This window comes from Fodinicola feengrottensis (assembly GCF_010993775.1).
Lineage (GTDB): Bacteria > Actinomycetota > Actinomycetes > Mycobacteriales > HKI-0501 > Fodinicola > Fodinicola feengrottensis.
This window is the reverse complement of record NZ_WOTO01000022.1, coordinates 65,276-88,804: the sequence shown is the minus strand read 5'-3', so window position 1 is coordinate 88,804 and position 23,529 is coordinate 65,276. Positions and strand designations below refer to the sequence as shown.

Annotated in this window: 29 protein-coding genes and 2 pseudogenes; 24 read left to right on the top strand and 7 right to left on the bottom strand. The window is 66.7% G+C overall.

The genetic code is table 11. The features are described from left to right. Positions 1-805 precede the first annotated feature (805 nt). Together GNX96_RS64340 and GNX96_RS21115 are read left to right on the top strand one after the other, a co-directional pair. Positions 806-982, top strand: a pseudogene (locus GNX96_RS64340) (discoidin domain-containing protein); the annotation flags it as partial. 45 nt (positions 983-1,027) lie between these two features. Beyond that, positions 1,028-1,576: a discoidin domain-containing protein gene (locus GNX96_RS21115; RefSeq protein WP_163569394.1), complete on the top strand. Its 549-nt coding sequence runs from the start codon at positions 1,028-1,030 to the stop codon at positions 1,574-1,576. Here the strand turns inward: GNX96_RS21115 and GNX96_RS21110 are convergent. Beyond that, complete coding sequence (locus GNX96_RS21110) at positions 1,467-2,402, bottom strand: EamA family transporter (protein ID WP_163569393.1); 936 nt, start codon at positions 2,400-2,402, stop codon at positions 1,467-1,469. The genes GNX96_RS21115 and GNX96_RS21110 overlap by 110 nt on opposite strands. A 68-nt stretch (positions 2,403-2,470) precedes the next feature. Between GNX96_RS21110 and GNX96_RS21105 the strand changes: the two genes are divergently transcribed. From GNX96_RS21105 to GNX96_RS21070, 9 genes are all read left to right on the top strand, one after another. Beyond that, entirely contained in the window at positions 2,471-3,328 is an 858-nt protein-coding gene (locus GNX96_RS21105; RefSeq protein ID WP_163569392.1) for a LysR family transcriptional regulator, read from the top strand. 96 nt (positions 3,329-3,424) lie between these two features. Next, positions 3,425-3,730 (top strand): twin-arginine translocation signal domain-containing protein, encoded by a 306-nt coding sequence (locus GNX96_RS64335; protein WP_390624094.1) that lies wholly within the window; start codon positions 3,425-3,427, stop codon positions 3,728-3,730. Beyond that, positions 3,625-4,227, top strand: a complete 603-nt coding sequence (locus tag GNX96_RS21095) for a glycoside hydrolase domain-containing protein (protein WP_163569347.1) — start codon at positions 3,625-3,627, stop codon at positions 4,225-4,227. Before GNX96_RS64335 ends, GNX96_RS21095 begins: the two co-directional genes overlap by 106 nt. Continuing rightward, positions 4,173-5,843 (top strand): DUF4091 domain-containing protein, encoded by a 1,671-nt coding sequence (locus GNX96_RS21090; protein ID WP_163569390.1) that lies wholly within the window; start codon positions 4,173-4,175, stop codon positions 5,841-5,843. The genes GNX96_RS21095 and GNX96_RS21090 overlap by 55 nt, the downstream gene beginning before the upstream one ends. Then, positions 5,840-6,664, top strand: coding sequence for a discoidin domain-containing protein (locus GNX96_RS21085; RefSeq protein ID WP_163569389.1), 825 nt, complete (start codon positions 5,840-5,842; stop codon positions 6,662-6,664). The genes GNX96_RS21090 and GNX96_RS21085 overlap by 4 nt, the downstream gene beginning before the upstream one ends. Positions 6,665-6,990: 326 nt before the next feature. Beyond that, a complete protein-coding gene (locus GNX96_RS21080) occupies positions 6,991-7,959 on the top strand; it encodes a nitric oxide synthase oxygenase (RefSeq protein WP_279581023.1) in 969 nt (322 codons plus the stop codon). Beyond that, complete coding sequence (locus GNX96_RS53800) at positions 7,899-8,261, top strand: nitric oxide synthase oxygenase (protein ID WP_279581022.1); 363 nt, start codon at positions 7,899-7,901, stop codon at positions 8,259-8,261. Before GNX96_RS21080 ends, GNX96_RS53800 begins: the two co-directional genes overlap by 61 nt. A 41-nt stretch (positions 8,262-8,302) precedes the next feature. Further along, positions 8,303-8,749, top strand: a complete 447-nt coding sequence (locus tag GNX96_RS21075) for a MarR family winged helix-turn-helix transcriptional regulator (RefSeq protein ID WP_279581021.1) — start codon at positions 8,303-8,305, stop codon at positions 8,747-8,749. 44 nt (positions 8,750-8,793) lie between these two features. After that, on the top strand, positions 8,794-9,231 hold the full coding sequence (locus GNX96_RS21070; RefSeq protein WP_163569388.1) for an OsmC family peroxiredoxin: 438 nt from the start codon (positions 8,794-8,796) through the stop codon (positions 9,229-9,231). 23 nt (positions 9,232-9,254) lie between these two features. On the opposite strand, the gene GNX96_RS21065 is transcribed toward GNX96_RS21070, so the two are convergent. Continuing rightward, positions 9,255-9,722 carry a winged helix-turn-helix transcriptional regulator gene (locus GNX96_RS21065; protein WP_163569387.1) on the bottom strand — a complete coding sequence of 156 codons (468 nt, stop codon included), beginning with the start codon at positions 9,720-9,722 and terminating at the stop codon, positions 9,255-9,257. Positions 9,723-9,773: 51 nt separating this feature from the next. On the opposite strand from GNX96_RS21065, the gene GNX96_RS53795 reads away from it, so the two are divergent. Beyond that, positions 9,774-10,376, top strand: coding sequence for an MFS transporter (locus tag GNX96_RS53795; RefSeq protein WP_279581020.1), 603 nt, complete (start codon positions 9,774-9,776; stop codon positions 10,374-10,376). After that, positions 10,373-10,951 (top strand): MFS transporter, encoded by a 579-nt coding sequence (locus GNX96_RS53790; RefSeq protein ID WP_279581019.1) that lies wholly within the window; start codon positions 10,373-10,375, stop codon positions 10,949-10,951. Before GNX96_RS53795 ends, GNX96_RS53790 begins: the two co-directional genes overlap by 4 nt. Here the strand turns inward: GNX96_RS53790 and GNX96_RS53785 are convergent. Next, positions 10,948-11,280: an NrtR DNA-binding winged helix domain-containing protein gene (locus GNX96_RS53785; protein ID WP_279581018.1), complete on the bottom strand. Its 333-nt coding sequence runs from the start codon at positions 11,278-11,280 to the stop codon at positions 10,948-10,950. The two genes, GNX96_RS53790 and GNX96_RS53785, sit on opposite strands and share 4 nt — an antisense overlap. Beyond that, positions 11,264-11,617, bottom strand: coding sequence for an NUDIX hydrolase (locus GNX96_RS53780; RefSeq protein ID WP_279581017.1), 354 nt, complete (start codon positions 11,615-11,617; stop codon positions 11,264-11,266). The genes GNX96_RS53785 and GNX96_RS53780 overlap by 17 nt, the downstream gene beginning before the upstream one ends. 85 nt (positions 11,618-11,702) lie before the next feature. On the opposite strand from GNX96_RS53780, the gene GNX96_RS21050 reads away from it, so the two are divergent. Both GNX96_RS21050 and GNX96_RS21045 read left to right on the top strand, forming a co-directional pair. Continuing rightward, a complete protein-coding gene (locus GNX96_RS21050; RefSeq protein WP_279581016.1) occupies positions 11,703-12,659 on the top strand; it encodes an SPFH domain-containing protein in 957 nt (318 codons plus the stop codon). Positions 12,660-12,705: 46 nt separating this feature from the next. Continuing rightward, positions 12,706-13,482: an NAD(+)/NADH kinase gene (locus GNX96_RS21045; protein WP_279581015.1), complete on the top strand. Its 777-nt coding sequence runs from the start codon at positions 12,706-12,708 to the stop codon at positions 13,480-13,482. Positions 13,483-13,618: 136 nt separating this feature from the next. Here the strand turns inward: GNX96_RS21045 and GNX96_RS21040 are convergent, their stop codons facing one another. Then, on the bottom strand, positions 13,619-14,281 hold the full coding sequence (locus GNX96_RS21040; RefSeq protein ID WP_279581014.1) for a TetR/AcrR family transcriptional regulator: 663 nt from the start codon (positions 14,279-14,281) through the stop codon (positions 13,619-13,621). Positions 14,282-14,379: 98 nt separating this feature from the next. Here GNX96_RS21040 and GNX96_RS21035 point away from each other — a divergent pair. From GNX96_RS21035 to GNX96_RS21020, 4 genes and pseudogenes are all read left to right on the top strand, one after another. After that, a pseudogene (locus GNX96_RS21035) lies at positions 14,380-15,557 on the top strand (cytochrome P450). A 128-nt stretch (positions 15,558-15,685) separates the two neighbouring features. Next, positions 15,686-16,567 carry a LysR family transcriptional regulator gene (locus GNX96_RS21030; RefSeq protein ID WP_163569385.1) on the top strand — a complete coding sequence of 294 codons (882 nt, stop codon included), beginning with the start codon at positions 15,686-15,688 and terminating at the stop codon, positions 16,565-16,567. 91 nt (positions 16,568-16,658) lie between these two features. Beyond that, positions 16,659-16,841 (top strand): 4-oxalocrotonate tautomerase DmpI, encoded by a 183-nt coding sequence (gene dmpI, locus GNX96_RS21025; RefSeq protein ID WP_163569384.1) that lies wholly within the window; start codon positions 16,659-16,661, stop codon positions 16,839-16,841. A gap of 61 nt (positions 16,842-16,902) precedes the next feature. Then, positions 16,903-18,156 (top strand): aminotransferase family protein, encoded by a 1,254-nt coding sequence (locus GNX96_RS21020; protein ID WP_279581013.1) that lies wholly within the window; start codon positions 16,903-16,905, stop codon positions 18,154-18,156. 37 nt (positions 18,157-18,193) lie between these two features. On the opposite strand, the gene GNX96_RS21015 is transcribed toward GNX96_RS21020, so the two are convergent. Continuing rightward, on the bottom strand, positions 18,194-19,258 hold the full coding sequence (locus GNX96_RS21015; protein ID WP_279581012.1) for a hypothetical protein: 1,065 nt from the start codon (positions 19,256-19,258) through the stop codon (positions 18,194-18,196). A 275-nt stretch (positions 19,259-19,533) separates the two neighbouring features. Between GNX96_RS21015 and GNX96_RS21010 the strand changes: the two genes are divergently transcribed. The 5 genes from GNX96_RS21010 to GNX96_RS20990 are packed head-to-tail and all read left to right on the top strand — an operon-like array spanning position 19,534 to position 22,376. Further along, the gene (locus GNX96_RS21010; protein WP_279581011.1) at positions 19,534-20,166 is read left to right on the top strand and encodes an AfsR/SARP family transcriptional regulator; all 633 of its coding nucleotides are present in this window, start codon (positions 19,534-19,536) and stop codon (positions 20,164-20,166) included. After that, complete coding sequence (locus tag GNX96_RS21005; RefSeq protein ID WP_279581010.1) at positions 20,166-20,609, top strand: BTAD domain-containing putative transcriptional regulator; 444 nt, start codon at positions 20,166-20,168, stop codon at positions 20,607-20,609. Before GNX96_RS21010 ends, GNX96_RS21005 begins: the two co-directional genes overlap by 1 nt. Further along, on the top strand, positions 20,498-20,956 hold the full coding sequence (locus GNX96_RS21000; protein WP_163569381.1) for a hypothetical protein: 459 nt from the start codon (positions 20,498-20,500) through the stop codon (positions 20,954-20,956). The genes GNX96_RS21005 and GNX96_RS21000 overlap by 112 nt, the downstream gene beginning before the upstream one ends. Continuing rightward, on the top strand, positions 20,908-21,438 hold the full coding sequence (locus tag GNX96_RS20995; RefSeq protein ID WP_163569380.1) for a hypothetical protein: 531 nt from the start codon (positions 20,908-20,910) through the stop codon (positions 21,436-21,438). The genes GNX96_RS21000 and GNX96_RS20995 overlap by 49 nt, the downstream gene beginning before the upstream one ends. Beyond that, the gene (locus GNX96_RS20990; protein WP_163569379.1) at positions 21,387-22,376 is read left to right on the top strand and encodes a tetratricopeptide repeat protein; all 990 of its coding nucleotides are present in this window, start codon (positions 21,387-21,389) and stop codon (positions 22,374-22,376) included. The genes GNX96_RS20995 and GNX96_RS20990 overlap by 52 nt, the downstream gene beginning before the upstream one ends. On the opposite strand, the gene GNX96_RS20985 is transcribed toward GNX96_RS20990, so the two are convergent. After that, on the bottom strand, positions 22,351-23,355 hold the full coding sequence (locus GNX96_RS20985; protein ID WP_163569378.1) for a hypothetical protein: 1,005 nt from the start codon (positions 23,353-23,355) through the stop codon (positions 22,351-22,353). The two genes, GNX96_RS20990 and GNX96_RS20985, sit on opposite strands and share 26 nt — an antisense overlap. Positions 23,356-23,529 lie beyond the last annotated feature (174 nt).

Sequence of the window (23,529 nt, the reverse complement as noted above, 5' to 3'; positions counted from 1 at the left end):
ACCGCGTACGCGGTGGCGAACACGCTGATTTCCGACACCCAGAACTACACCCGTAGCGGCGAGGACGTGGTGGCCGCGCACCGGCACCTGCTGGATGCCTTGGTCTCGCCCGACGGCGACAGCCGTTTCCCGGTCGTCGACGGATTCGCCGACGAGCGCAACTGGACTCATTCCCAGGGCAGTTGGTCCGTGTCCGGCGGCGGCTACAACCAGACCGACTCGTCGGCGAACTGGGGATACACCGCCGCGTTGAAGGGCCGCGGCTATCGCGATTTCGTGGCGTCCGTTGACGTGCTGATCACCGGCGTGAACAGCAACGGCGGCGACACCAACTGGGCGGGCATGGTCATCCGCAGTGCCAACGCGTCCGATATGGACAGTGGATATCTGATCGCCATGCGCCGAAACGGCGATGTATTCGTCTATCGGTCGGGGGATCCGTTGGGTCATGCGCAGATGCCCGGGTTCACCACCGCGAGCGCGAGCCGGCTGAAGGTGGTGGCGCTGGGCTCCACCCTGACGATTTGCGGGGGTCCCGCGGCGATTCCGTTCCTGACCATCAACAACACTGGTTTCACAGCTGGAAACCTCGCTCTGGTGACTGGCGGAGCCAGCGCCCGGTTCGCCAATTTCGCCGTTAACCCGGAGGTGAACTACGCCGAGGGCAAGGCGGTCAACGTTTCCACCTCGCACAGCGCCGACGGGTGGTCGCCGACCGCTGTCGTGAACGGCCAGGCCGGTTCGACCAGCGGCGCGTTGGGGCTGGTCCAGTGCCGGTTCCACCGATCCGAGCAAGAGCGAGGCGATCGTCGTCGACTGCGGGCGGGCCTATCCGGTCAACCGGATCGACCTCACCCCGCGGACGGACGGCGCGAACGCCGGCCTGGGGTTTCCGACCGATTTCAGCATCGCGGTGTCGCCGGACAACGTCACCTGGACGACCATCCTGAACGAGGTCAACTATCCCAAACCTGGTGCGGCCGTACAGACATTCACCTTCCCCACCAGGCAGATCCGCGCTATCTCGGTGAACGCGACAAAACTCACCGCTGACCAGTTCGGGGCGTACTATTTCCAGCTCTCGCAGATCGCCATGTACGGCGAAAATCTCGCGCTCGGCCGGCCGGTGACGGCCAGCAGTTCGTACGAGTCGCCGGCGGAGGGCTGGGGCGCCGCCGCGGCGACCGACGGCTCGTGGTTGTCCGCGCTCGGCACCCCGATGGGATGGTCGTCCGGCGGCTCCACAGACCCGCACCACACCGAATACCTCACCGTCGATCTGCAAGCCCAGGTCCCGATCAAGGACGTGACGCTCTACGGCCGTACCGACGGCGGCCTGACTGGCCAGTGTTTCCCGGTGAACTTCGAGATTCGATGCTCGTCAGATCCCAGCTTCTCCACTTTCACCACCTTGGCATCAAAGGCCGGCTATCCGACTCCGGACGGCCAACCACAGATTTTCGGCTTCACACCTGTGACGACTCGGTACGTACGGGTGCAGGTGAGTCAGCTGTCCGCGGATGATCACGGCAGTTACCGGGCCCAGATTTCCGAAATCCAGGTCCACGCAGCGTAGCTCCCAGCCCGTTCACCGCATTCGCCGCGATGATCGCGAGGATCGCCAGCCATTCGGTCCAGCCCAGGTGCTGGCGCAGGATGACGAGGCCGATGATCGCGGCGAATACGGGGTTAACGCTCATGAACAGTCCGAAGAACTGGGTGGGGACCAGCCGCAGGGCCAGCAGGTCAGCGAGAAACGGGATGGCCGAGGACAGAATGCCACCGGTGGCGGCGAAAGCGATGGTCGCCACCGACGGCCGGTGGTGCAGCAGGACGACGATCCCGATCGGGACGAACACCAGCCCGGAAATGCCGGCCGCTGTCGCCGACCCTTGCGCTCCGTCCAACCGGCGGCCGATCGTTCGGTTGAGCAGAATGTACGAGGCCCAGCAGCCGGCCGCGAGCAGCGCGAGTCCGATGCCGAAATAGTCGGCGGACGGTTGCGGACGAGTCAGCCAGAGAACGCCGGCGGCGGCCATCGCCGCGCACCCGATATCGAGCGCACGGCGTGACGAGGCCAATGCGACGGTGAGTGGGCCGAGAAACTCCAGTGTCACGGCAAGCCCGAGGCCGATCCGGCCGATCGCCGTGTAGAGGGAGAGGTTCATCGTCCCGAAAACGACGGCCAGCAACAGAATCGGCCACCATTGTGCCCAGGTGTACGACCGAAACTTCGGCCGGCCGATGGTCAGCAGGACGACGGCCGCGACCCATTGCCGTACCGCCACCACCCCGATCGGACCAATGACCGGAAAGGCGAGTGAGCCGATGGCCGCGCCGGTCTGGTTGGACAGCGCGCTGCCGATCATCAGCGCGGTACCGGTCAGACGGTTGTCCTTCATACGTCCACCATGCGTCAGCGTCGCACTTTCGCAAAATGCATAGTCTGGACGATTGATACGCTTTGGTTATGCATGTGGAGCTGCGGCAGTTGCGGTGCCTGGTCGCCATCGTCGACACCGGCACCTTCACCGATGCCGCCGTCGAGTTGGGGGTTTCGCAGGCCGCGGTGTCCCGGACGGTGGCAGCGCTGGAATCCGCGCTCGGCGTCCGGCTGCTTCGGCGTACGTCCAGGGAAGTGACGCTGACCGCGACCGGCACCCGGGTGCTCGGCCACGCCCGGCGGCTGCTGGCCGAGGCCGAGGCGCTGGTCAGCGACGCGACCAGCGGGCACACCAGGTTGCGGATCGGCTATGCGTGGTCGGCGATGGGCCGGCACACGCAGACTTTCCAACGTCGGTGGGCCACTGTTTCGCCGACCGTCGAGCTGCAGCTGGTGCGTACGAACTCGCCGACCGCTGGATTGGTCGAGGGCGCCTGCGATCTCGCGGTGCTGCGCAACGAACCGGACGAACGGCGTTTTGAGAGCGTTATCGTCGGCCTCGAAAGGCGATTCTGTGTGGTGGCCGCGGACGATCCTTGGGCCAGGCGGCGGGCGATCCGGTTGGCCGAGGTCAGCGAGCGGGTGTTGTTGGTCGATCGGCGGACCGGCACGACCACGCCCGAGATGTGGCCACCCCAGACGCGCCCGGCGGTGGAATACACCACTGATATCGACGACTGGCTCATCTCGATCGGGACCGGTCGTTTTGTCGGCATCACCCCGGAAAGCACCGTCACGCAATATCCGCGTAAAGGCATTGTCTTTCGGCTTTTGAAAGACGCCGCACCGATTGCCGTACGGCTGGCGTGGTGGCGCGACGACCCACACCCGGCCACTCGATCCGTGGTCGAATTATTAACTGATCTTTATGCATCGAAAGTATGAATCTTTCCAACGACGAAGGTCGATCGCAACGCAATTGAGACCGGTAGAGGTCTAAACGGCTGTTTGGCCTTGTGGTGGTCTGTCACGCTGTTCACTATGTCGGGCATGCCAACCGAGCCGAGTTTTCCTTCCATCGCCGGTCAGCCGCTGAGCCGCCGGAGCCTGTTGCGCGGTGCTGCCGCCGTCGCGGCTGTCGGCGCCGCGCCGCTGGCGTGGCCACAGGTCGCGTTCGGCGCGGCCGGGGGGGTAGCCGTCTGGGCGCAGGGCGGGTCCGACCGGGTTTTTTTTCCACTTCGGTGGCTGGCTCGATTCAGGCCGTCTCACTGGCCGCGGCGAAAGGCGAGCACGAGGCCGCCCAGATCATGGTGCGGCCGGCCAGCGCGGTGTCCGGTGTCCAGCTGACCGTCACCGATCTGACCGGCCCCGGCGGCGCGGTGCTGCCGGCCACCCAAGTCCAGATCCGACGCGAATATCCGCACCCGAACGTGGACACGGTGGACGGCGACATGCAGGCTGCGCCCGGCGGCGCTTCGATTTTCTACGACGCGCTGATGGATAATGCCGCGATCTCCGTCGCGGCGAACACCACGCAGCCGTACCACGTTGGCGTACGAGTGCCCGCCGGTCAGGCGGCTGGCCGGTACGCCGGCACCGTAACGGTTTCCACCAGTGGTGGGGACGTTCCAGTGCCGATTTCGGTGCAGGTCTATGACGTGGCCATCCCGGCCGCGAACCAGAGCACGTTGAAGATGAACAACTGGTTCACCTCGGCTGGCTGGGACTACACCGGCACGATCCAGGCGGTGCCGTTGCAGTACGGGTGCACGATGTTCGACGACCGTTGGTGGACGGTCATGGGGAACTTCGCGAAAAAAACGCCCTGCACCGGAACAACGTGATCTACGCCGATTTCCAGGCGCTGCTCATTCCGAACACCACGATCGACAGTGCTGGCAACTACACGTTCGGCTGGCAGAGTTTCGATCGGTTCGTTCAGTTGTTCGTCGATGCTGGCGCACTCTCGTACATCTACACGCCCACGCTGCTGGAGGGCGCCGGTCCGCAGGTGGAGATCCTGCAGAATGTCGGTGGCAGCACCCAGAAAGTCCTGGTAACTCCGAATTCCGCGGTTGCCAATGCCTATCTGGACAAGGTGTTTCCCGCTCTGAAAGCCCACCTCGACACCAAGGGGTGGACCGACATCTTCTATTTCAGCGCGCTCGACGAGCCCAGTTCGACGGCGCAGGTCTCCGCGGCGACCTGGCTCTACGCCAAATATGCGCAGTATTTTCCGCACCCGCGGACGAACGAGGCGCACAACACGAACATGCCCGATCTGGACAAGATCCTCACCACCGTCACGCCGACCACCGAGGTCTACCAGAACAGCGTCGCCACCTACCAGAAATTCCGCCAGACGCCCGGGAAGGAACTCTGGCTCTACACCTGCATTATCCCGCAGGGCAACTACATGAACCGCTTCATCCGATATCACCTGGACAAGACGCGGTTGATCCCCTGGTTGCTGTGGAAAATCGGCGCGTCCGGCTATCTGCACTGGGGCTGGAACTACTGGGTGAACGGTTCGGTGGCGGCTGGCTGGACCGCCGCTGACACCTTCGACGGCCACCAAAATGGCGACGCCTGGTTGGTACGCCCCAACAAACCCGCGCTGGACGTTTACGACAGCGTCCGCAGTGAGGCGCAACTGGACGGCATTGAGGACTTCGAGCTGCTGACGGCGTTGGCGCGTACGAAACCAGTCACAGCTCACGCGGTGGCCAATACCCTGATCACCGACTCCACCACCTACACACGTAACGGTGAAGATGTTGTTGCCGCGCACCGGCATCTGCTGGACGCGTTGACCTCGCCGGCCGGGGGGACAGCCGCTTTCCGCTCACCGACGGTTTCGCGGACGAGCGAAACTGGGTGCACGTCCAGGGCGCCTGGTCGGTGTCCGGCGGTGGTTACAACCAGACCGATTCCTCGGCGAACTGGGGTTACACGTCCGCCTGAAAGCGCGCGCATACGGCGACTTCGCCGCGACCGTGGACGTACAGATCACCGGAGTGAACAGCAGCGGCGGCGACACCAACTGGGCCGGGTTGGTGGTGCGCAGCGCGAACGGGTCCGATATGGACACCGGATATATGGTCGCCCTGCGACGAAACGGCGAGGTTTTCGTCTACCGTTCGGGGGACACCCTGGGCAAAGCGCAGGTGCCAGGCTTCACCACCGCCAGCCCGACCCGGCTGAAAGTGGTCGCGCTCGGATCCACCCTGACGGTGTGTGCGGGACCGGCTGCCACCCCGATCCTCACGGTCAACGACTCCGCCTTTGTGATCGGAAATGTTGCTCTGGTCACGGGTGGAGCGAGCGCGCGGTTCTCCGGATTCTCGGTCAATCCGGAGGTGAACTACGCCGAAGGCAAGGCGGTGACGGTCACCAGCACTTACACCGCCGACGGGTGGGCGCCGACCGCGGCGGTGAACGGGCAGACCGCGTCGGGTGACCGGAGGGCTTGGCTGGTCCAGCGCGGGTTCCACCGACCCAGGCACCGCTCAGACCGTGACCGTCGACTTTGGACGGTCGTATCCAGTGGGCCGCGTCGACCTCTACCCGCGCTCGGACGGTACGAATGCCGGCTCCGGTTTCCCGAGTGATTTCACCATCTCACTGTCCACCGACGGCAGCACTTGGACGACAGTCGCGACCAAAACGGGATACCCCAAGCCGGCGGCGGTGAATCAGGCTTTCGCTTTTGGTACCACACAGGCTCGCTATGTACGCGTCACCGCCACAAAACTGACCGCCGACCAGTTCGGCGCGTACCATTTCCAGCTCGCCGAAATCGCTGCGTACGGTGGAAACCTCGCCGCCGGACGGCCAGTGACGTCATCCAGTTCGTACGAGTCGCCGTCCGAGGGTTGGGGAGCTGCCTGCGCGACCGACGGTTCGTGGTTGTCAGCGCTCGCAAGCCCGATGGGTTGGTCGTCGGGCGGCGCCACCGCCGCGACACAGACAGAGTGGGTCTCGGTTGATCTCGGGGCATTGAGCCAAATCAAGGACGTGACGCTTTACGCGCGTACCGACGGGCCGGCGACGGGAAGTTGCTTCCCCGTTGATTTCGCTGTTCAGCAGTCCACGGACGGAGCTTCCTGGTCGACTTTGGTATCCAAAACCGGCTATCCGGCGCCGGATGCGATGCCGCAGGTCTTCGCCTTCGCGCCAGTGACAACGAGGTATGTCCGAGTCCTGGCCACCAAGCTGAGTGCCGATGGGTTCGGGAGCTACCGGGCTCAACTCTCCGAGATCGAAGTCCACGCGGGGTAGCCGCCTTCGCAAACATCTTCCTGGTATCGCAGGGTGGCCGCGTACGATCCCGCATCGTCGCGAGGGCGGTAGTCGAGTTCACGTCGGGCATGGCGCCGCACCTGTCGAGTGTGGGACAAAACCCCACTCTCGGCGAAAAGCCATGTCGACACCCCGAATCGGACACGCGATGGGTCTTCTTTCATGACATTCTCCGGCCGTCTGTTTTCCGGTCGCGCGAATATCCTGCTGACCGCGCCGGCCGATAGCGTCCGGTGACCACGAGGCATGTCCCACTGGCAGCGTCTCGTGGGCCTTTTCATGTCCTCGAGTGGGGGAAGGCCGTCATGAGCCGTCGATTGCCGCGGTCCGGGGACGTGACCGAGCTGGCATCGCGCGATGGTTCCGAGCTGCCGGTCGGGGCGACGACCTATCCATCCGCGCTGCGGAGGGGGCTGGATGAGCCGTCGCTTTATTCGGTGGCCGAGGAATTCCTTCAGGCGTTTCACCTGGAACAGAACAAAACTGAGGCAGTGTTGGGTGAGCGGCTGCGGGGCGTACGCCGACAGATCGCCGAAACAGGAGGATATGTCCATACCGCTGACGAACTGACCTGGGGAGCGCGGGTGGCGTGGCGCAACAGTGCTCGTTGCGTCGGCCGGCTTTACTGGAGCAGCCTGCGAGTCCGTGACCTGCGTGCGGTCCAGACGGTGGACGAGGTCTTCCAGCATTGCTGCGAGCACCTGGAGGCCAGCTACAACGGTGGTCACATCAGGCCGATGATCACGGTGTTCGCGCCGCGCGAAGCCGCGGAGCCAGGCGTGGAGATCATCAGCCCGCAGCTTCTGTGCTACGCCGGCTATCGGCTCAAAGGTCCAGGAACGTTGGGAGACGCCAAAAATCGCGGCCTCACCGCGGCGGCCGTACACGCTGGCTGGTCACCGCCCCGCCAGCGCGGGCGGTTCGACGTTCTCCCGCTGGTTATGCGTGATCCGCACGGCTGTTCGCGGGTGCGATCGTTGCCGCCCGCGGTGGTCCCCGAGGTGGAGCTCTCGCACCCGGACTATCCGTGGTTCGGTGAACTGGGCCTGCGGTGGTTTGGGCTGCCGGTCGTGAGCGACATGGCCTTGTACGCCGGCGGAATCGTCTATCCGACCGCACCCTTCAGCGGATGGTTTGTCGGCACCGAGATCGGCGCGCGCGCGACCTCGCCGACCGCGCGCGCTATGACCAGCTGCCGATCATCGCCGAGGCCATGCGGCTGGACACCAGCCGCCCCGACACCCTCTGGGCGGACCGCGCGGCCATCGAACTGACCCGCGCGGTGCACCATTCCTTCGCGGCAGCCGGCGTACGCGTGAGTGACCACCACACCGAGGCCCAGCTGTTCGCGCGTCACGTGGCGCGAGAGGAACGCGCGGGTCGGGAGTGTCCGGCCGACTGGAGCTGGCTCGTACCACCGATTTCCGGCGGCCTCACCAGTACGTTTCACCGCTACTACGACTTTCACGAGTCGTCCGGGCCGCAGTTCTTCCGCCCGGTCGCGGCTGACCAGGACCCGGCCCCGGGCGACGCGGGCGTCGAACAGTCCTTCCTCTGCGTCATGCCCCCGGACTGAGATAGATTGCGCGCGATGTAATCGTGGGCTATGGTTCTGGGGTGTCGAGATCAGAGGGTGATGAGGCGCTGGCGCTGGATGGCCAGCTGTGCTTCGCGTTGTACGCCGCGTCGCGGGCGGTGACGGATGTCTATCGGCCGTTGTTGGCGCAGATGGGGCTGACGTATCCGCAGTATTTGGCGCTGTTGGTGCTGTGGGAGCGCAGCCCGGTGCCGGTCAAGGAGATCGGCGCGGCGTTGCAGCTGGATTACGGGACGGTGTCGCCGCTGCTGAAGAGGCTTGAGCAGCAGGGGCTGATCACCCGACAGCGGGCCGCCGGCGATGAGCGCAGTGTGACGGTGGCGTTGACCGCTGACGGTGACGCGTTGCGGCTCAAAGCGCGGGCGATCCCACCGCACATCCAGTGTGCGGTTGGCCTGGACGAGCGGGCGGCTCACGACCTGATCGAGACACTTCGAGCCTTGACCGACTCGACCCGAGCAAGGTAGCCAAAAGTCGCCGTCAGACGGCGCGAAAAAAGCAGGAGGACGACATGCCCAGTCGCGACGCCACCACCCACTGGGAAGGTGGATTGCAGGATGGTAAGGGAATCGTCACGCTCGATTCGTCCAACGCCGGCCAGTTCGAGGTTTCCTTCCCCACTCGGGCCGGCAACCCGGACGGGCAGACCAGTCCGGAGGAGCTGATCGCGGCGGCCCACTCATCGTGCCTCGCGATGAATCTTTCCGGAGTTCTGGGCGCGAACGACCTGACCGCACAGTCGATCGACGTCAGTGCCGAGGTCACGCTTGGCCCGGAAGCCGGCGGCGGCTTCAAAATCAGCGGGATCGCGATCACCTTGCGGGCCAAGGTCGACGGCGTCACGGCTGACAAGTTCGCTGAGCTCGCCGAGACCGCCGAGAAGACCTGCCCAGTCAGCAAGGCCCTCAGCGGTACGACGATCACCCTGGACGCTGCTCTGGAGAGCTGAGTCCGCCGCGGGACTCGGCGGGGTCACCCCGTCGAGTCACCTGGCGATGGTGCTTTTTCGACAAAAGTGTCATCCGGACCGACGATGTGCCCGTCCGTGGCGCGAATTTCCAGCGCCCGCAGGGGTTGCCCGCGACGCCGGTCGATCAACTCCGAATGCGGTTCACCGGGTTCGAAGAAATGCTGCTCGCCCCACTGGCGAAGTGCCACGATGACCGGAAACAGCGCTCGACCTTTTCCGGTCAGGACATATTCGCGGTAGGCGCTGCCGTCCGCGGCCGGCGCGGTTTCCAGAATGCCTTGCGCGACCAACGTTCGCAGTCGAGCGGTGAGGATGTTCTTGGCGACGCCCAGGCTGCGCTGGAAATCACCGAACCGGCGGCAGTCGTCGAAGGCGTCCCGGACGATCAACAACGACCACCAGTCGCCGATCGCGTCCACGGACCGGGCGACCGGGCACTCGCTGTCGTCGAACCTGGTGCGCTGGACCATCCTCACCTCCACTAGTTGCAACATGCTACCACTCTTGTCTATGGTCTAGTGGTGGCAACTTGCAACCAGACTGTTGATGGCCAGACTGTGCTGTCCCGTTCCGTGACCTCGCTGTTGGCGGTGGCCGGTGGCGTGGCGGTCGCGAACGTCTATTTCGCCCAGCCGCTCCTGGTCACCATGGGCCGGGACTTCGGGATGGGGCGGGCCGTGCTCGGCCTGGTCGTGACGATCACCCAGATCGGCTACGGCGTGGGGCTCTTTTTGGTCGTACCGCTGGGAGATCTGGTCGACGCGCGCCGACTCGCGGTCGTTCAGTTGGTCCTGCTCGCGGCGGCGCTGGTCATCGTGGGGACGGCCGGCGCGGGCGGAGTGTTGTTGGCGGCTCTCGCGGCGGTCGGACTGCTGGCCGTCGTGGTGCAGACCCTGGTCGCGTACGCGGCATCGCTGGCCGAGCCGGCCCGGCGCGGCCGGGTGGTGGGCAGTGTGACCAGTGGTGTGGTCATCGGGATCCTGCTGGCCCGAGTTGTTTCCGGCGCGGTAGCCGACCTCGCCGGCTGGCGGTCCGTCTATTTGTTGTCCGCGGCCCTGACGGTCGCGGTGATGGTTGCGCTGTATCTGTGCTGCCGCCGAGCCACCGGCCGCTGGCCGAGGTGAGCTATCGCCAGCTGCTCGGATCCATGGTGACACTTTTCCTGCGGGAGCGGGTCTTTCGTACGCGTGCGACGCTGGCTCTGCTGATTTTCGCGGCTTTCAACACGCTGTGGAGTGCGGTGGCCCTACCGCTCAGCGAGATGTCCTTGTCCCACAGTGCGATTGGTGCGTTCGGGCTGGCCGGCGTGGCCGGTGCGGTGGCCGCGGGTCCGGCCGGGCGGCTCAACGATAGGGGCTATGCACGGTGGACCACCGGGGGAGCGTTGGTGCTGCTTGTCCTTTGTTGGCTGCCCATCGCGCTCACTCGGCAGTCTCTGTGGGCGCTCGCGGTCGGTGCGCTCCTGCTCGACCTCGCAGTCCAGGCCGTGCACGTGACCAACCAAAGTCTGATTTTCGGGCTGCGTCCCGATGCTGGCAGCCGAGTGGTGGGCGGCTACATGGTTTTCTATTCGATCGGCAGCGGGCTGGGTGCGATCGCTTCCACCACTGTGTACTCGCTCGCGGGCTGGGGTGGCGTATGCATTCTGGGCGCCGCTTTCAGTGCGGCAGCATTAGTCGTTTGGCTACCCTCGCGTTAGTTGCGGAGCATGGGTGGGGACAGGATGGTGGCAGGCCCGCGGCGAAAGAGTTGAGCCGGGCGGCCGCCGTGGCGGGTGGTGGTTGTTCCGGTGGGCAACAGGAATCCTTCGGCGCCGGCGACCTTGCGGTGGAAGTTGCGGGGGTCCAGTCGCACGCCCCACACCGTCTCGTAGACCAGCCGGAGCTCCGCGACGGTGAATTCGGGTGCGCAGAACGCGGTCGCGAGCGGGCTGTATTCCAGTTTCGCGCGGGCTCGTTCGATGCCGTCGGTGAGGATTTCGTGGTGGTCGAAGGCCAATCGGCGGGGAGTGCTAACGAGATCGTCCACAGTGGACCAGCGCGCTTCGGCGGCGTCGCTGCCGGCGGTGGGCGCCGGGAGGTCGGGCGGCCAGTGCGAGGTAGGCGACGGTGATGACGCGCATCCGTGGATCGCGGCCGGGTCGCCCGTACGTGCCGAGTTGCTCAAGATGGACGTTGGCGGTCCGGGTTTCCTCGGAAAGCTCGCGGACAGCCGCGTCTGGCAGGTCCTCGTCGGGAAGCACGAAACCGCCAGGCAGCGCCCATCGCCCGCGATAGGGCGCGATGCCGCGCCGGATGACGAGCGCGCACAGCTCGTTCTCGCGCACGGTGAGCACCACCAGATCGACCGCCACCGCCATAGTCATGCGATCGACCCTACCAGTCGTTGTCGTCACATTGACGAGAAGCGGTCGACGGTCTTATCGTCGAGATGACGATAAGGAGCGAATCATGGCTGACATCACCAGACTTCCCGGGCTGCGGCACCTGCGCGGCACACCGACCTTGCACATACGCCACCTGCGCAACGGAAAGGTCCTGCACGCCGGTACGGGCGCGTCCTTCTGGTTCCGGCCGCTGTCGCTGTCCGCGGTGTTGAGCGAGGTGCCGGTGGATGATCGCCAGCTGCCGTTGCTTTTCCACGCTCGTACGGCCGATTTTCAGGACGTCAGCGTGCAGGCGACCGTCACCTACCGAATCGTGGACCCGGGGAAGGCGGACGGCCGGCTGGATTTCAGCATCGATCCTGATTTCGGCGGCTGGCGGTCGGCTCCGCTGGAGCAGATTGCCGGGCTGCTGACTGAAACCGCGCAGCAGTATGCCGTCGAGCTGCTCGTACGTACGACGTTGGCGGACGCCCTCGTGGACGGGCCGGCCACCGTACGGGACGGGATAACCCTGGGGCTGGCCACAAACGCGCGGCTGGCGGAGATTGGTTTGGACGTGATCGGCGTACGGGTGGTGGCGATCCGGCCCGAGTCCGAGGTGGAGCGTGCGCTGCAGACGCCGGCGAGAGAGCTGGTTCAGCAGGAAGCGGATCGTGCCACGTACGAGCGCCGGGCGGTCGCCGTCGAGCGCGAGCGGGCGATCGCGCAGAACGAGCTGGACAGCCAGATCGAGCTGGCCCGTCGGGAGCAGGAGCTGGTCGGCCAACGCGGCACGAATGCCCGTAGGCAAGCCGAAGAAGCGGCCGCGGCGAACCGGATCGAGACCGCGGCGCAGGCCGAGCGCGAGGTGGCGCTGGCCACCGCGCGGGCCGACGCGAAGCGGGTGCTGGGCGACGCTGAGGCGGCCGCCGAAAAACTGCTCACCTCGCCGCGTACAGAGATCTGTCGCAGGGCACTTTGCTGGCGTTGGCGGCAAAAGAGCTGGCCGGGAACTTGCCGGAAATTGGCAGCCTGGTGGTGACTCCGGAACTTTTGTCCGGCCTGCTCGCGAAGCTGGCTCAGCAGTCATGAGCCTCGCGCCCAGGGTCGTGTTGGTGCACCGCCGGACCGAGTTCGACGATGTGTTGGCCCGGCACGGCACTCGCGGGCAGGCCGCCTTTTTCCTGTCCACCCGAGGGCGTGACCTCGCCGCGGTGCAGGAACGACATTCCCAGCAGCAGCGAGCGATCGCGGCTGTGTCGGCGGCGATCCCGGCGGACTGGCGGCGTGGGTCGGTGGAGCGCGCCGATCTGCCCCGTTTCCTGTTCGCACCCGAGGACATCGTGGTCATTGTCGGCCAGGACGGGTTGGTCGCGAACGCGGCGAAATACCTGGACGGCCAACCGGTGATCGGCATTAATGCCGACCGCGCCCGCAATCCGGGTGTGCTGGTCCAACATTGTCCTGAGGCCGCTGGAAAGCTGCTCGACCTGGCGGCCGCTGGGAAGCTCGCCAGCCATGTCGAGGCTCGTACGATGGTGACCGCGGTGGCCGACGACACCCAGCGGCTGATCGCGCTCAATGAGATCTACATTGGACAGTCCAGCCACCAGACCGCGCGCTACACCGTTCGTACGTCCGATGGCGCGCAACGGCAGGCGTCGTCCGGAATTCTGGTCGGCACCGGTACGGGTGCGACCGGCTGGTGCCGCTCGGCGTGGCTGGGCTGGAGCGGCACAGCCAGCTGGCGTTGCCCGGGCCGCTGGCTCCGGCACTGTCCTGGTTCGTACGCGAGGCATGGCCGTCGCCCTCGACCGGCGTCGATCTCGTCGAAGGCGTGCTTGCCGGAACTGCTCTGGAAGTGACTGTCGAGTCCGACGAGCTGGTGGTTTTCGGCGCGATGGCCTGGAAACCGACGCGCTGCACCTGTCCTGGGGACAGACCGTCAGCGTCCAGGTGGCCAGCCAGACCCTGCGCCTGGTGGCCTGACCCAACGAACCGCTAAGAGCAGCCGTCCGCAGGTGGGTGGTAAGGGGAAAACCAGAGTTTGGGGGCGGGCGGCAGGTCGGTGGCGGCGGCCGGCCGGAGGGCGTCCAACATGAGGGCCAGATAACGGCGCCAGCCGCCGCTGGGCTCCGGGGTCAGCCGAATAGTGCTGACCAGCATGAAAACCAGCCGCGGCAGGTCGTCGGCGTCGAGGTCGGCGCGGACCAGACCGGCCTCCTGTCCGCGCTGCACGACGGTCGCGATCGTGCCGAAGAACTCCGAGGCGAGGCCGGCCAGCAGTGAGCCGGTTTCCTTGGCGGCGGCGAAAATATTCGCCTCCTGCTCGGCCATTTCCAGGCCGGCCTCCAAAAGCATGACCAGCGCGCGCCACGGATCGTCGTCGGTGCGGGCTCGGCGTACGACCGGCCCCACCTTTTCCTCGTACTGCCAGTTGAAAATCGCGGTGATCAGGTCTTCCTTGCGCGGGTAGTGCCGGTAGAGGGTGGCGACTCCGACGCCGGCCCGTTTCGCGATCTCCTCCAGCCGCACCTGCGGCCCGTCCTGCGCGAAAGCCAGCCGAGCCGACTCCAGGATCCGCTCGGCGTTGCGAGCCGCGTCGGCGCGCGGCGCCCGGCCGCGTGGCGGGGAGTCGGCGGGCGGCATCACTTGGTCGTGCACTGAGCCATCCTAGCAGACTGATAGTTGACTATCGGTTGTGTTAGTGTAGACGACGAAGTGATAGCAAATCTCGATTAACGTGGGAGAGGGACCTTCCGATGACCCAGACTCCGCTCATGCCCGTTCACATGCGTCGTGACCGTTTTGATCCGGACGCGATCCTGGCCGAGTTCCGCCGTGAGCAGCCGGTGACCCGGATAACGATGCCGTGGGGGACGCAGGCCTGGCTGGTCACCCGCTATGAGGACGTACGCGAGGTCCTCGGCGACGCGACCCGGTTCAGCAACGCCAACCGTCCGATGCCCGGACCCGGCCTGCAGACAGAGTCGGACGGCATGCTGCTTGCGTACGACCCGCCGGAGCACACCCGGCTGCGCCGGCTCCTGACAGCCGAGTTCACCATGCGGCGGATGCAGCGACTGGAGCCGCGGGTGACCGAGATCGTCACTGACCATCTGGACGCGATGGAGCGTACGGGTGCGCCGGCCGACCTGGTGTCGGCCTTCGCTTTGCCGGTGCCGTCGCTGGTGATCAGCGAGCTGCTCGGCGTCCCGTACGAGGACCGAGTCGAGTTCCAGCGGCACAGCAACGCGCGGCTGGACATGTCGCTGCCCATGGAGGAGCGGGTCGCCGCGATCACCGCAGCGCGCGCTTACATGGCGGAGTTCGTCCGCCGCCAGCGACTGAATCCAGGCGACGACCTGCTCGGCATGCTCGTACGAGAGCACGGTGACGACGTCACCGACAAGGAGCTCGCCGGCATCGGCGACCTGCTGCTGATCGCCGGCCATGAGACGACCGCGAACATGCTCGGCCTCGGCACTTTGCTGCTGCTGCAGAACCCCCGGACCAGCTGGCGCTCGTACGCGATCGCGATGACGCGGTCGAGCCTGCGATCGAAGAGCTGCTGCGCTACTTGACGATCGTGCACTCCGGCATTCCGCGCGGTGTCACGACGGACACCACTCTGAGCGGCCAGCGCCTCGCCGCCGGCGACATCGTCGTGGTGTCCCTGCCGTCGGCCAATCGCGACGCGGCACTCGGCGAGGACATGGACACCTTCGACATCACCCGCAAGGCCGCCCGGCACGTGGCGTTCGGGCACGGCGTGCACCACTGCCTGGGCGCTCCGTTGGCCCGGATGGAGATGCGTACGGCCTTTCCCGCGCTGTTCCGGCGCTTCCCGGGACTGCGGCTCGCGGTGCCGATCGATGAGGTCCCGTTGCGCGCCTACTCGTTCGTGTACGGCGTCAGCTCACTGCCGGTGGCCTGGTAAAACGCCGGACCGCTCCAGCAACACCAGGGGGATCAGCCGCCCTCGGCCGTGGACGCCGTCGCGGTGAACCCGCTCGTCGCGCACCTCGACGATGACCTCTGGCAAACCTATACGGCAGGATCGGGGTCGTGGAGCTGCGTCAATTGCGGTATTTCGTGATGGTGGCCGAGGAACGGCACTTCGGTCGGGCCGCCGAGCGGCTGCACATCGTCCAGTCGGCGGTCAGCCAGCAGCTGCGAAGGCTGGAGCGGGAGCTCGCGGTGGACCTGTTCGATCGGTCGCCTCGGCACGTACGACTGACGGCCGCCGGTGAGCACTTCCTGCCGGAGGCGTTGGCGGTGTTGGCCGCCGTGGAGCGGGCCCGGCTGGCGGTGGCCGGCTTCGCGTCCGCCGAGGCGACGATTCTGCGGTTGGGGACCAGCACCGGCCTTGGCGCGCACCTCGATCACGTCCTGGCGGCGCTCGCCGGCGTCCGGGTCGAGCTCGTCTCGGCGCCGACCGCGCAGCGGCTGGAGCAGGTCGTGAGCGGCGAGTTGGATGCCGCGTTTGTCCGTGGTACGAGCGAAAATCCACAGCTGCGGGCGATCCCGGTGTGGCGGGACCAACTGCTGGTGGCGATCCCGGCGACCCATCCGCTGGCGGCCGCCGACGAGGTCGCGCTGGCCGACCTCGCGGGCCTCCCGCTGCGGTTGACCGCCCGGCGCAACCATCCGGCCTTGGTCGACCTGGTGGTGCAAGCGTGTCACTCGGCTGGTTTTGAACCCGTACCAGGAAAACCCGCCGGGTCCTTGTCGGACACACTGGCGATGATCGGCGCTGGTACGCCACTGTGGACCGTCGTTTATGCCTCGCACGCCCGGCAACTGCGGGCTGACCTGGTGGCTTTCCGGCCGCTCGCGGCCCCGGGCCTGGCATTGATGACCGCGCTGGTGGTCCGTGGGCAGGCACCGACCCGCCATCTCGACCGGCTGTTGACGGCCTGCGCGACGGTGGGCGATCTCGATCGGTGATCGCTGCGAGCGTGCCTTGCTTCTTGGTCCCGGCTGGTTTTCGCGCTGGAATGCAGAGGTCAGGAACTGGCCGAAAACAAGGAGAAACATCGTGCCTGTCGTCACTATTCAGCAAGGCCCCAAGACGGTCGAGCAGAAGCGGGACCTGATCAAGCGCATCACCGACGCTTTCGTTGACGCGTACCAGGTCCCGGCCGAAGCCGTGGACGTGTGGTTCCACGAGGTGCCCACGGACAGCTGGGGCCGCGCCGGCAAGCTGACCGCCGACAAGTAGGCGGTTGGGCGGTGGAATCTCCCGGGTGCGAGAGTGAGGCTCTACACCCGGGAGGACCGCTGTGACCGACACCAGCCTGTGGCATCCGTTCGCCGACATGCACGCCGTGCGCGGCGCCGAGTTCGTGCTGGAACGCGGCGAGGACGTGTGGGTTTACGACACTGCGGGCCGGCGCTACCTCGATGCCACCGCCTCGCTCTGGTATTCCAACATCGGCCACGGCCGGCCGGAGATCGCCGCCGCGATCGTCGCGCAGTTGGGCAAACTCGAGGCGTACGGCATCTTCGGGAACATGACCAACGCGCCGGCCCGGGACCTCGCGGCCCGGGTCGCGTCGTACGCGCCGATGCCGGCCGCGAAGGTGTTCCTCACCTCCGGCGGCGGCGATTCCATTGACACCGCCGCGAAGATCGCCCGCCGCTACTGGCACGCCAAGGGGCAGCCGGAGCGTACCCACATGATCAGCCGGACGAACTCGTACCACGGCACCCACGGCATCGGGACCGGCCTTGCCGGCATCGCCGCGAACCGGGACGGCTTTGGTGAGTACGTACGAGAGTCCGAGCGAGTGGCGCATGACGATCCGGCCGCGCTGCGCAAGGAAATCGAGCGGATCGGGCCGGAGAAAGTGGCCGCCTTCTTCGCCGAACCGGTGATCGGTGCCGGTGGTGTTATCCCGCCGGCGCCCGGATATCTGGAGCAGACCGCCCAGATCGCCAAGGAATACGGGGTGCTTTTCGTCGCGGACGAGGTGATCTGCGGGTACGGACGACTCGGTCGCTGGTTCGGCATCGAGCGTTTCGGGGTGGTGCCCGACCTGATCACGTTCGCGAAAGGCGTGACGAGTGGCTATTTGCCGCTCGGTGGGGTGATTTCCTCCGCCGAGGTGGCGGCGCCGTTCTGGGACGAGGGCGGCCGGGTTTTGCGGCATGGTGCCACTTATGCCGGCCACCCGACCTGTTGCGCGGCGGCGCTGGCCAACCTTGACGTGCTGGAGAATGACAATCTCATCCCGCGCGGCGAGGAGCTGGAAGGGCCGCTGCACGACGCTTTGCGGTCGCTCGCCGAGCATCCGGCGGTGGCTGAGGTGCGGGGCGGCACCGGCCTGCTGGCCGCCGTCGAGCTGCACCCGGACGCGTTGGCCGCGAACCCGGCGGCGATCGCGGCGGTCGCCACGCACGCACGTAACGAAGGCGGGGTTTTGCTGCGTACGCTCAACACTTCGCTCGCGGTCTCGCCGCCACTGACCGCCACCGAGGACCATTTCACGATCATTCGGCAGGCTTTCGACGGCGCTCTCGACAGCCTTTCGTGAGGCGTACGACACCGCCGTACGCCTCACGAATGTCCGGTCAGACCGCGGTGTAGATCGTGGTCGTCACGACCATGATGACCGTGCTGACCGGCACGATGGTGCCGGGACCGCCAGGCGGGTGGATCGGGAGGTGGCCCGGCCGATTCGTGACGGGCCCACAGATCCCCTCTTCCCAGTCACCGTTGGGTACGAGACCGATACCGGAGCCGGGTGGGCTCGCACCCGCGTTGGTCGCGGCGACCGCACCGGTCACGGTGTCCCACGCTCCAGTCGCGTCGACCGGCAGCGCGGTGACCTTACCGTCGATCGCCACATAGGACACCGCGCTGCCGGTGGGGGAGACGGCGGCAGCCAGCGGTGCCCCGCTCGGCGTTCTCGTCGTCCACGGTTGCGGGTTGGGTTCAGCGATGAGGGGACCGAAAGGAGCCGGCCGGGCGAGGAAAACGCGGCCGTCCTTGCCGGTATAGAACAGGGACAGTGACCCGGGGGTCGGGTCGGCGTTCGCGTTCGGGGTGACCGTGATACCACCGCCGGGGGTGCGGGAGTTCCGTCGCCGGTGAGGACGAGGTCCGTCGCTCCGCTGCCATTGGGGTGGGTCCAGGAAGCGTGCACCGCGTGGTTTGAAATCGACGTAGAAGACGCCGAAGTCCCCATTTGACAGTCCAACGGCAGTGATCGTTGCCTTCGCCGGGAGGTTGGGGGCGGGCAGGGTCACGGGTGGGGTTGCCGGGAGGGCCATCGATGCGGATGAGGTAGTCGCCTCGACCTTGCAGGGATCGTTGCCATCTCCCGGAGCCAGCACCATCCGTGGCGTACTCACGTCACTGGCGGCGGTCATCAACCGGATTTGCCCGTCGGCGAGCACCGCCGCGATCGGGCCGCCGGCGACCGCGGTGCCGGGATTCGTGATCGGCGTCGCCTGCCCCGACAGGAGCGAGCAAACCCGGTAGATCGAGCCGTTGTTCCCGACGAAGTAGGCGACCGCCGTGCCGCTTGCACTGCGGACGGCGGTGATCCCGCCGCCCGGTGGCGCCACATTCGTGGCGGTGATCTCCGTTGCGGTGTTCCAGCTGTGGTCGGCGGCCTGGCCGAAGCTGGCCACCGCGCCGTTGGAGTCGATGAAGAAAGCGGAATGGACCTCCGGCTGGCTCGCCGAGGCCTGTGGCGCCCCAACGCCCGCGATAAAGGCACAGCGTGCCCAGCACCGCCGCACACGTCCCCGCCAACAGTGCGCGTACGCGCCATCGCCGTCTTGGGTTTCCTGGTAGTCGCGTCATGATCTCCCGTCCTCTTTATAAGCGGTGGTTCTCCAGCGGCGAAATCTGTCACGATGCTCTGGACGGCCTCTGGACGCCAGGACCGAAAAGGCGGGTGACGATGACCGATAGGGCAGCGGACACCCTGTCGGTCCGGCTGCTGGGACCACCGCGGGCCTTGGTCAACGGCAAGGACATTGCCCTCGGGCCGCCGAGGCAGCGCGCACTTTTCGCGGTGCTGGCGCTACGGTTCAATCAGGTCGTTTTTACCACCCAGCTGATCGACGCAGTGTGGGGCGAGGATCTCCCTGGCGGCCCCAAAGGTGGCGTCCACACCTATGTGGCAGGCCTGCGCCGGGTGTTGGAACCAGGCAGAACCCGCCGCTCGCCTGGCACCGTCCTGCAGTCGTACGGCTCCGGTTATCGGTTGAATGTGCCTGCCGGTCAAGTGGATGTGGCCGAATTCGAGCGGCTCCGGGAGGATGGCCGGCGCTTCTGGCAGGACGGCGCGTACGCCGACGCCAACACGACTTTCCAGGCGGCGCTGGACCTTTTCGACGGCGTGGTGCTCGGGGATGTGGCTGGACCGTTCGCCGCGGCGCAACGTGACCGGCTCAGCGAGCTGCGCCTCGCGATGGTCGAGGACCGCATCGACATTCTGCTGGCGCAGGGCCGGCACGCCGAGGCGACCGGGGAGATGGAAAAACCCTCACCCGGGACCATCCGCTGCGCGAGCGGCCGTGGGCGCAGCTGATGCTGGCGCGCTATCGGGACGGCCGACAGGCCGCCGCGCTCGCCGCGTACGACCAGGCCCGGGCCATTTCCGCGGACGAGCTCGGGTTGGATCCCGGGCCGATGCTGACCGAGTTGCGGCAGCGGATCCTGGCCGGCGACCCGACGCTGTCCCGGCCCGTACCGGCGCTGGTCGCGGTCGCGCCGCCACCGCGACCCGGGTCCAACGCACTCTTCCGCGCGACACCAGGAATTTCATCGGCCGGGACCCCGAGGTCGAGACGATCCTGCGGCTGGCCGCCGAGCCACCTCCGGATGCATCGGCGGTGTGCGCGATCGACGGGATGGGCGGAGTGGGCAAGACCAGCCTGGCCGTCCACCTCGCCCAGCGGCTCGCCGGCCGGTTCCCGGACGCCCAGCTTTACCTGGATTTGCATGCTCACACCGCCGGCACACGGCCGATGAGCCCGACCGCCGCACTCGACAAACTGTTGCGAGCGCTGGACATTCCGGGCGAGCGCATTCCGGCCGATCTTGACGACCGGGCCGGGCTGTGGCGCGCCGAGGTGGCCCGCCGGCGCGCGGTTTTGGTGCTGGACAACGCGGCCGACGCCGGCCAGGTCCGACCGCTGCTACCGGGCGCGGCCGGGTCGTTCGTGCTGATCACCGCGCGCCGCCGGCTGGTGGGGCTGGAGGCGGCGGACAGTTTCTCACCCTTGATGTGTTGCCAGGCCGTGACGCGGTCGCGCTTTTCGCGGCGATCGTGGGCGCGGACCGGGCCGGCGCCGAGCCGGCCGCCACCGAGGCGGTAGTACGGATGTGCGGCTGCTTGCCGTTGGCCGTGCAGATCGCGGCAGCCCGGATGCGACATCGCGAGGGGTGGACCGCGGCCCACCTGCTGGCTCGGCTCGACGACGAGAAGAGCCGGCTTTCCGAGCTGCGGGCCGACGATCTGAGTGTGGCCGCCACGTTTTCGTTGTCGTACCGGTCGCTCGACGCCGCCGGTCAGCGGTTGTTCCGGCTGCTCGGGCTGTTTCCCGGGCTGGGACTGGGCATTCACGCGATGGCCGCACTCGCCGGTACGGACGTGAGTGCCGTCGATCGCGCGCTGCAGGACATTCTCGAGGCGCATTTGGTGGACGAACCGGAGCCGGGCCGCTACCGGCTGCACGACCTGCTCGGGATTTTCGCCGCCCGCCGTGTCAGGCCGAGGAAAGTGTCCAAGACCAGCGAGCCGCACGGTTGCGGCTGTTCGGTTTTTACGTTCACAGCACCAACAACGCCGAGGAGCTGATCCGCCCGGCTCGGCGGGACCGGGCCGCCGAGCCGCCGCCGGGCACGGTCGTACGACCGCTCGCTGACCGGGTCGACGCGCTCAGGTGGCTGGACTCCGAGCGCCCGAACCTGGTGCCGATGGTGCGGGCCGCCGCCGAGCACGGTTTTCCGGACCAGGCGTGGCGGATTTCCCGTTATCTGTGGGGTTTCTTCGAGGCTCGCGGGCTGTGGGCGGACTGGATCGCCAGCCACGAGATCGCGCTGTCCTGTACGCGCGAGGTCGGCGACCAGCTCGCGCAGGCCCGGATCCTGGTCGGGCTCGGGGTGGCGAAAAAGGACCTGCGCCGCTACGACGAGGCGATCGAGCACTATCTCGCCGCGCGGGTTTTGATGCGGGCGGCGGGTTTTTTTCGCAGCGGTGAGGCCGGTGTCCTCACCAATCTTGGGAATACCTATAGGCATGTCGGCCGGCTGGCCGAAAGCGTCGACTGTCATCAGCAGCAGGCGGTCGAGATCAGCCGGCAGGGTGGCGACAGTGTGGGCGAGGCGATCGCGCTGAACAACCTCGGCCAGATTTACCGCGATGCCGGTCGTTTCGAGGAAAGCGTGCGGTGCGAGGAGCAGGCGTTGCGGATGTGCCGTGCGGCCGGTGACCGGCAGCTGGAAGGCGTCGCGCTGGACAACCTCGCGCGGGCGTACCTTTCGTTGCGGAGCTTCGATCTCGCTTTCACGTACGCGCGCCAGGGGCTGGTCACCTGCCGGGCGGCCGGCGACCGGTACGGCGAGGCGGTCATCCTGGACTGCCTCGCGCGCATTTACCGCGTCACGGATCGGTTCGCGGAGGCGGCGGACCACTGGCGGCAGGCCCTGGTTATCGCCGAGAGCCTCAACTCCCCGTTGGCCGCCGACCTCCGCGATCACCTGGACGCCCTCAGTAGCCGGGCCACAGTCCGCTGAATCCCGGCTTGGTGTTCGGCAACGGAGTGAGGGTCACGTCTGACCAACCATTGACCTCGCCGGTTGTCTGGCCTACGACGTAATAAATGCCGCCGGCGAAGCCCCGGTTATCCTCGATAATGGCCGCGTTGGTGTAGTGATGCGGCACAAATACCGGTGGATTAAGGCTCTTCCAAGCACCCTGGTCGGCGATCCGGTTGATATGCCAGGGAAAGCCGGCAGTGTTGTTGTCCCGCCACCATTCGGCTACCCCGCCGCTGGCCAATGGGGTGACCAGCTCGAAATTGCCGATGGTTTTCGGATCGATGCTGGTCGCCCCGTAGGTGCTCTGGATGAGCCCGGGCGGCCCGCTGATGTCGCTGATGGTGGAACCGTCCGCGACCATGAGCCCGTCGTCGTACCAGACCCCGGCTTGCTCGTACCACTCGTGCAGGTTGCCGCCGGTGGTCCTGGCGATCACCTCGAGATGTCCCCAGCTGCTCTCGATCATCGCGACCGCGTCGTATTTCTCCTCGCCGGCGAAATGTTCGTCGAAGGTCCACGGACTGCCCGGGCTGCCCGCGCTGGTGCTCCAGTGGCTCAGGCCGCCGGTGGCCAGCGGTGCCACCACTTCCAGGCGCGCGCCGCCGCCGTCGCCGTAGTCGCTTTCCACGAATGCGGGGGACCCAACGGTTTTGGTGGACGTCACCAAAGTCGGGGTGACGGAATAGCCGCTCAGGAAGAAAAGCCCACCGCTGGCCTGGCCGCGGTAGACCACCAAGTGGCTCGCGCAGCTCGCAGTGATGATCAGCTGCGGTGACGCCGGCGGGTCAGAGGGCGGCAGAATGCCGACTGGTGATGGCCCGGACCACGTGTTGCCGGCGGGATAGGCGTACTGCCAGCTGCCGATATCCGCTGACGTTTGGACCCCGATGGCCTCCAGATTGCCGCCGGCGAAGTCCTGGCTGCCGCGAGGAGGGCAGTTCTTTGAACCACCCACTGGCGGTGAAACTGGTCGAATACCTCAGTGGGACGCTCGCCTGCACCGGCGTACTTCCCACTACACACACGATCGCGGCCGCGCCGGCCGCCGCGGCTATCCGCCACGAAGTTCTGTTTCCCATGGACACCCCCATGTCGGTCCGCGAGCTGGACTGCTCGCGGCCTCATGATG

Excerpts from the sequence above, each read along its gene's own strand:
- GNX96_RS21010 (WP_279581011.1), top strand. The coding sequence starts at position 19,534 with ATGACCGATAGGGCAGCGGACACCCTGTCGGTCCGGCTGCTGGGACCA.
- GNX96_RS53800 (WP_279581022.1), top strand. The coding sequence starts at position 7,899 with ATGCGGCTGGACACCAGCCGCCCCGACACCCTCTGGGCGGACCGCGCG.
- GNX96_RS53780 (WP_279581017.1), bottom strand. The coding sequence starts at position 11,617 with ATGACTATGGCGGTGGCGGTCGATCTGGTGGTGCTCACCGTGCGCGAG.
- GNX96_RS64335 (WP_390624094.1), top strand. The coding sequence starts at position 3,425 with ATGTCGGGCATGCCAACCGAGCCGAGTTTTCCTTCCATCGCCGGTCAG.
- GNX96_RS21105 (WP_163569392.1), top strand. The coding sequence starts at position 2,471 with ATGCATGTGGAGCTGCGGCAGTTGCGGTGCCTGGTCGCCATCGTCGAC.
- GNX96_RS21110 (WP_163569393.1), bottom strand. The coding sequence starts at position 2,402 with ATGAAGGACAACCGTCTGACCGGTACCGCGCTGATGATCGGCAGCGCG.
- GNX96_RS21070 (WP_163569388.1), top strand. The coding sequence starts at position 8,794 with ATGCCCAGTCGCGACGCCACCACCCACTGGGAAGGTGGATTGCAGGAT.
- GNX96_RS21050 (WP_279581016.1), top strand. The coding sequence starts at position 11,703 with ATGGCTGACATCACCAGACTTCCCGGGCTGCGGCACCTGCGCGGCACA.
- GNX96_RS21045 (WP_279581015.1), top strand. The coding sequence starts at position 12,706 with ATGAGCCTCGCGCCCAGGGTCGTGTTGGTGCACCGCCGGACCGAGTTC.
- GNX96_RS21005 (WP_279581010.1), top strand. The coding sequence starts at position 20,166 with ATGCTGGCGCGCTATCGGGACGGCCGACAGGCCGCCGCGCTCGCCGCG.
- GNX96_RS21080 (WP_279581023.1), top strand. The coding sequence starts at position 6,991 with ATGAGCCGTCGATTGCCGCGGTCCGGGGACGTGACCGAGCTGGCATCG.
- GNX96_RS21065 (WP_163569387.1), bottom strand. The coding sequence starts at position 9,722 with ATGGTCCAGCGCACCAGGTTCGACGACAGCGAGTGCCCGGTCGCCCGG.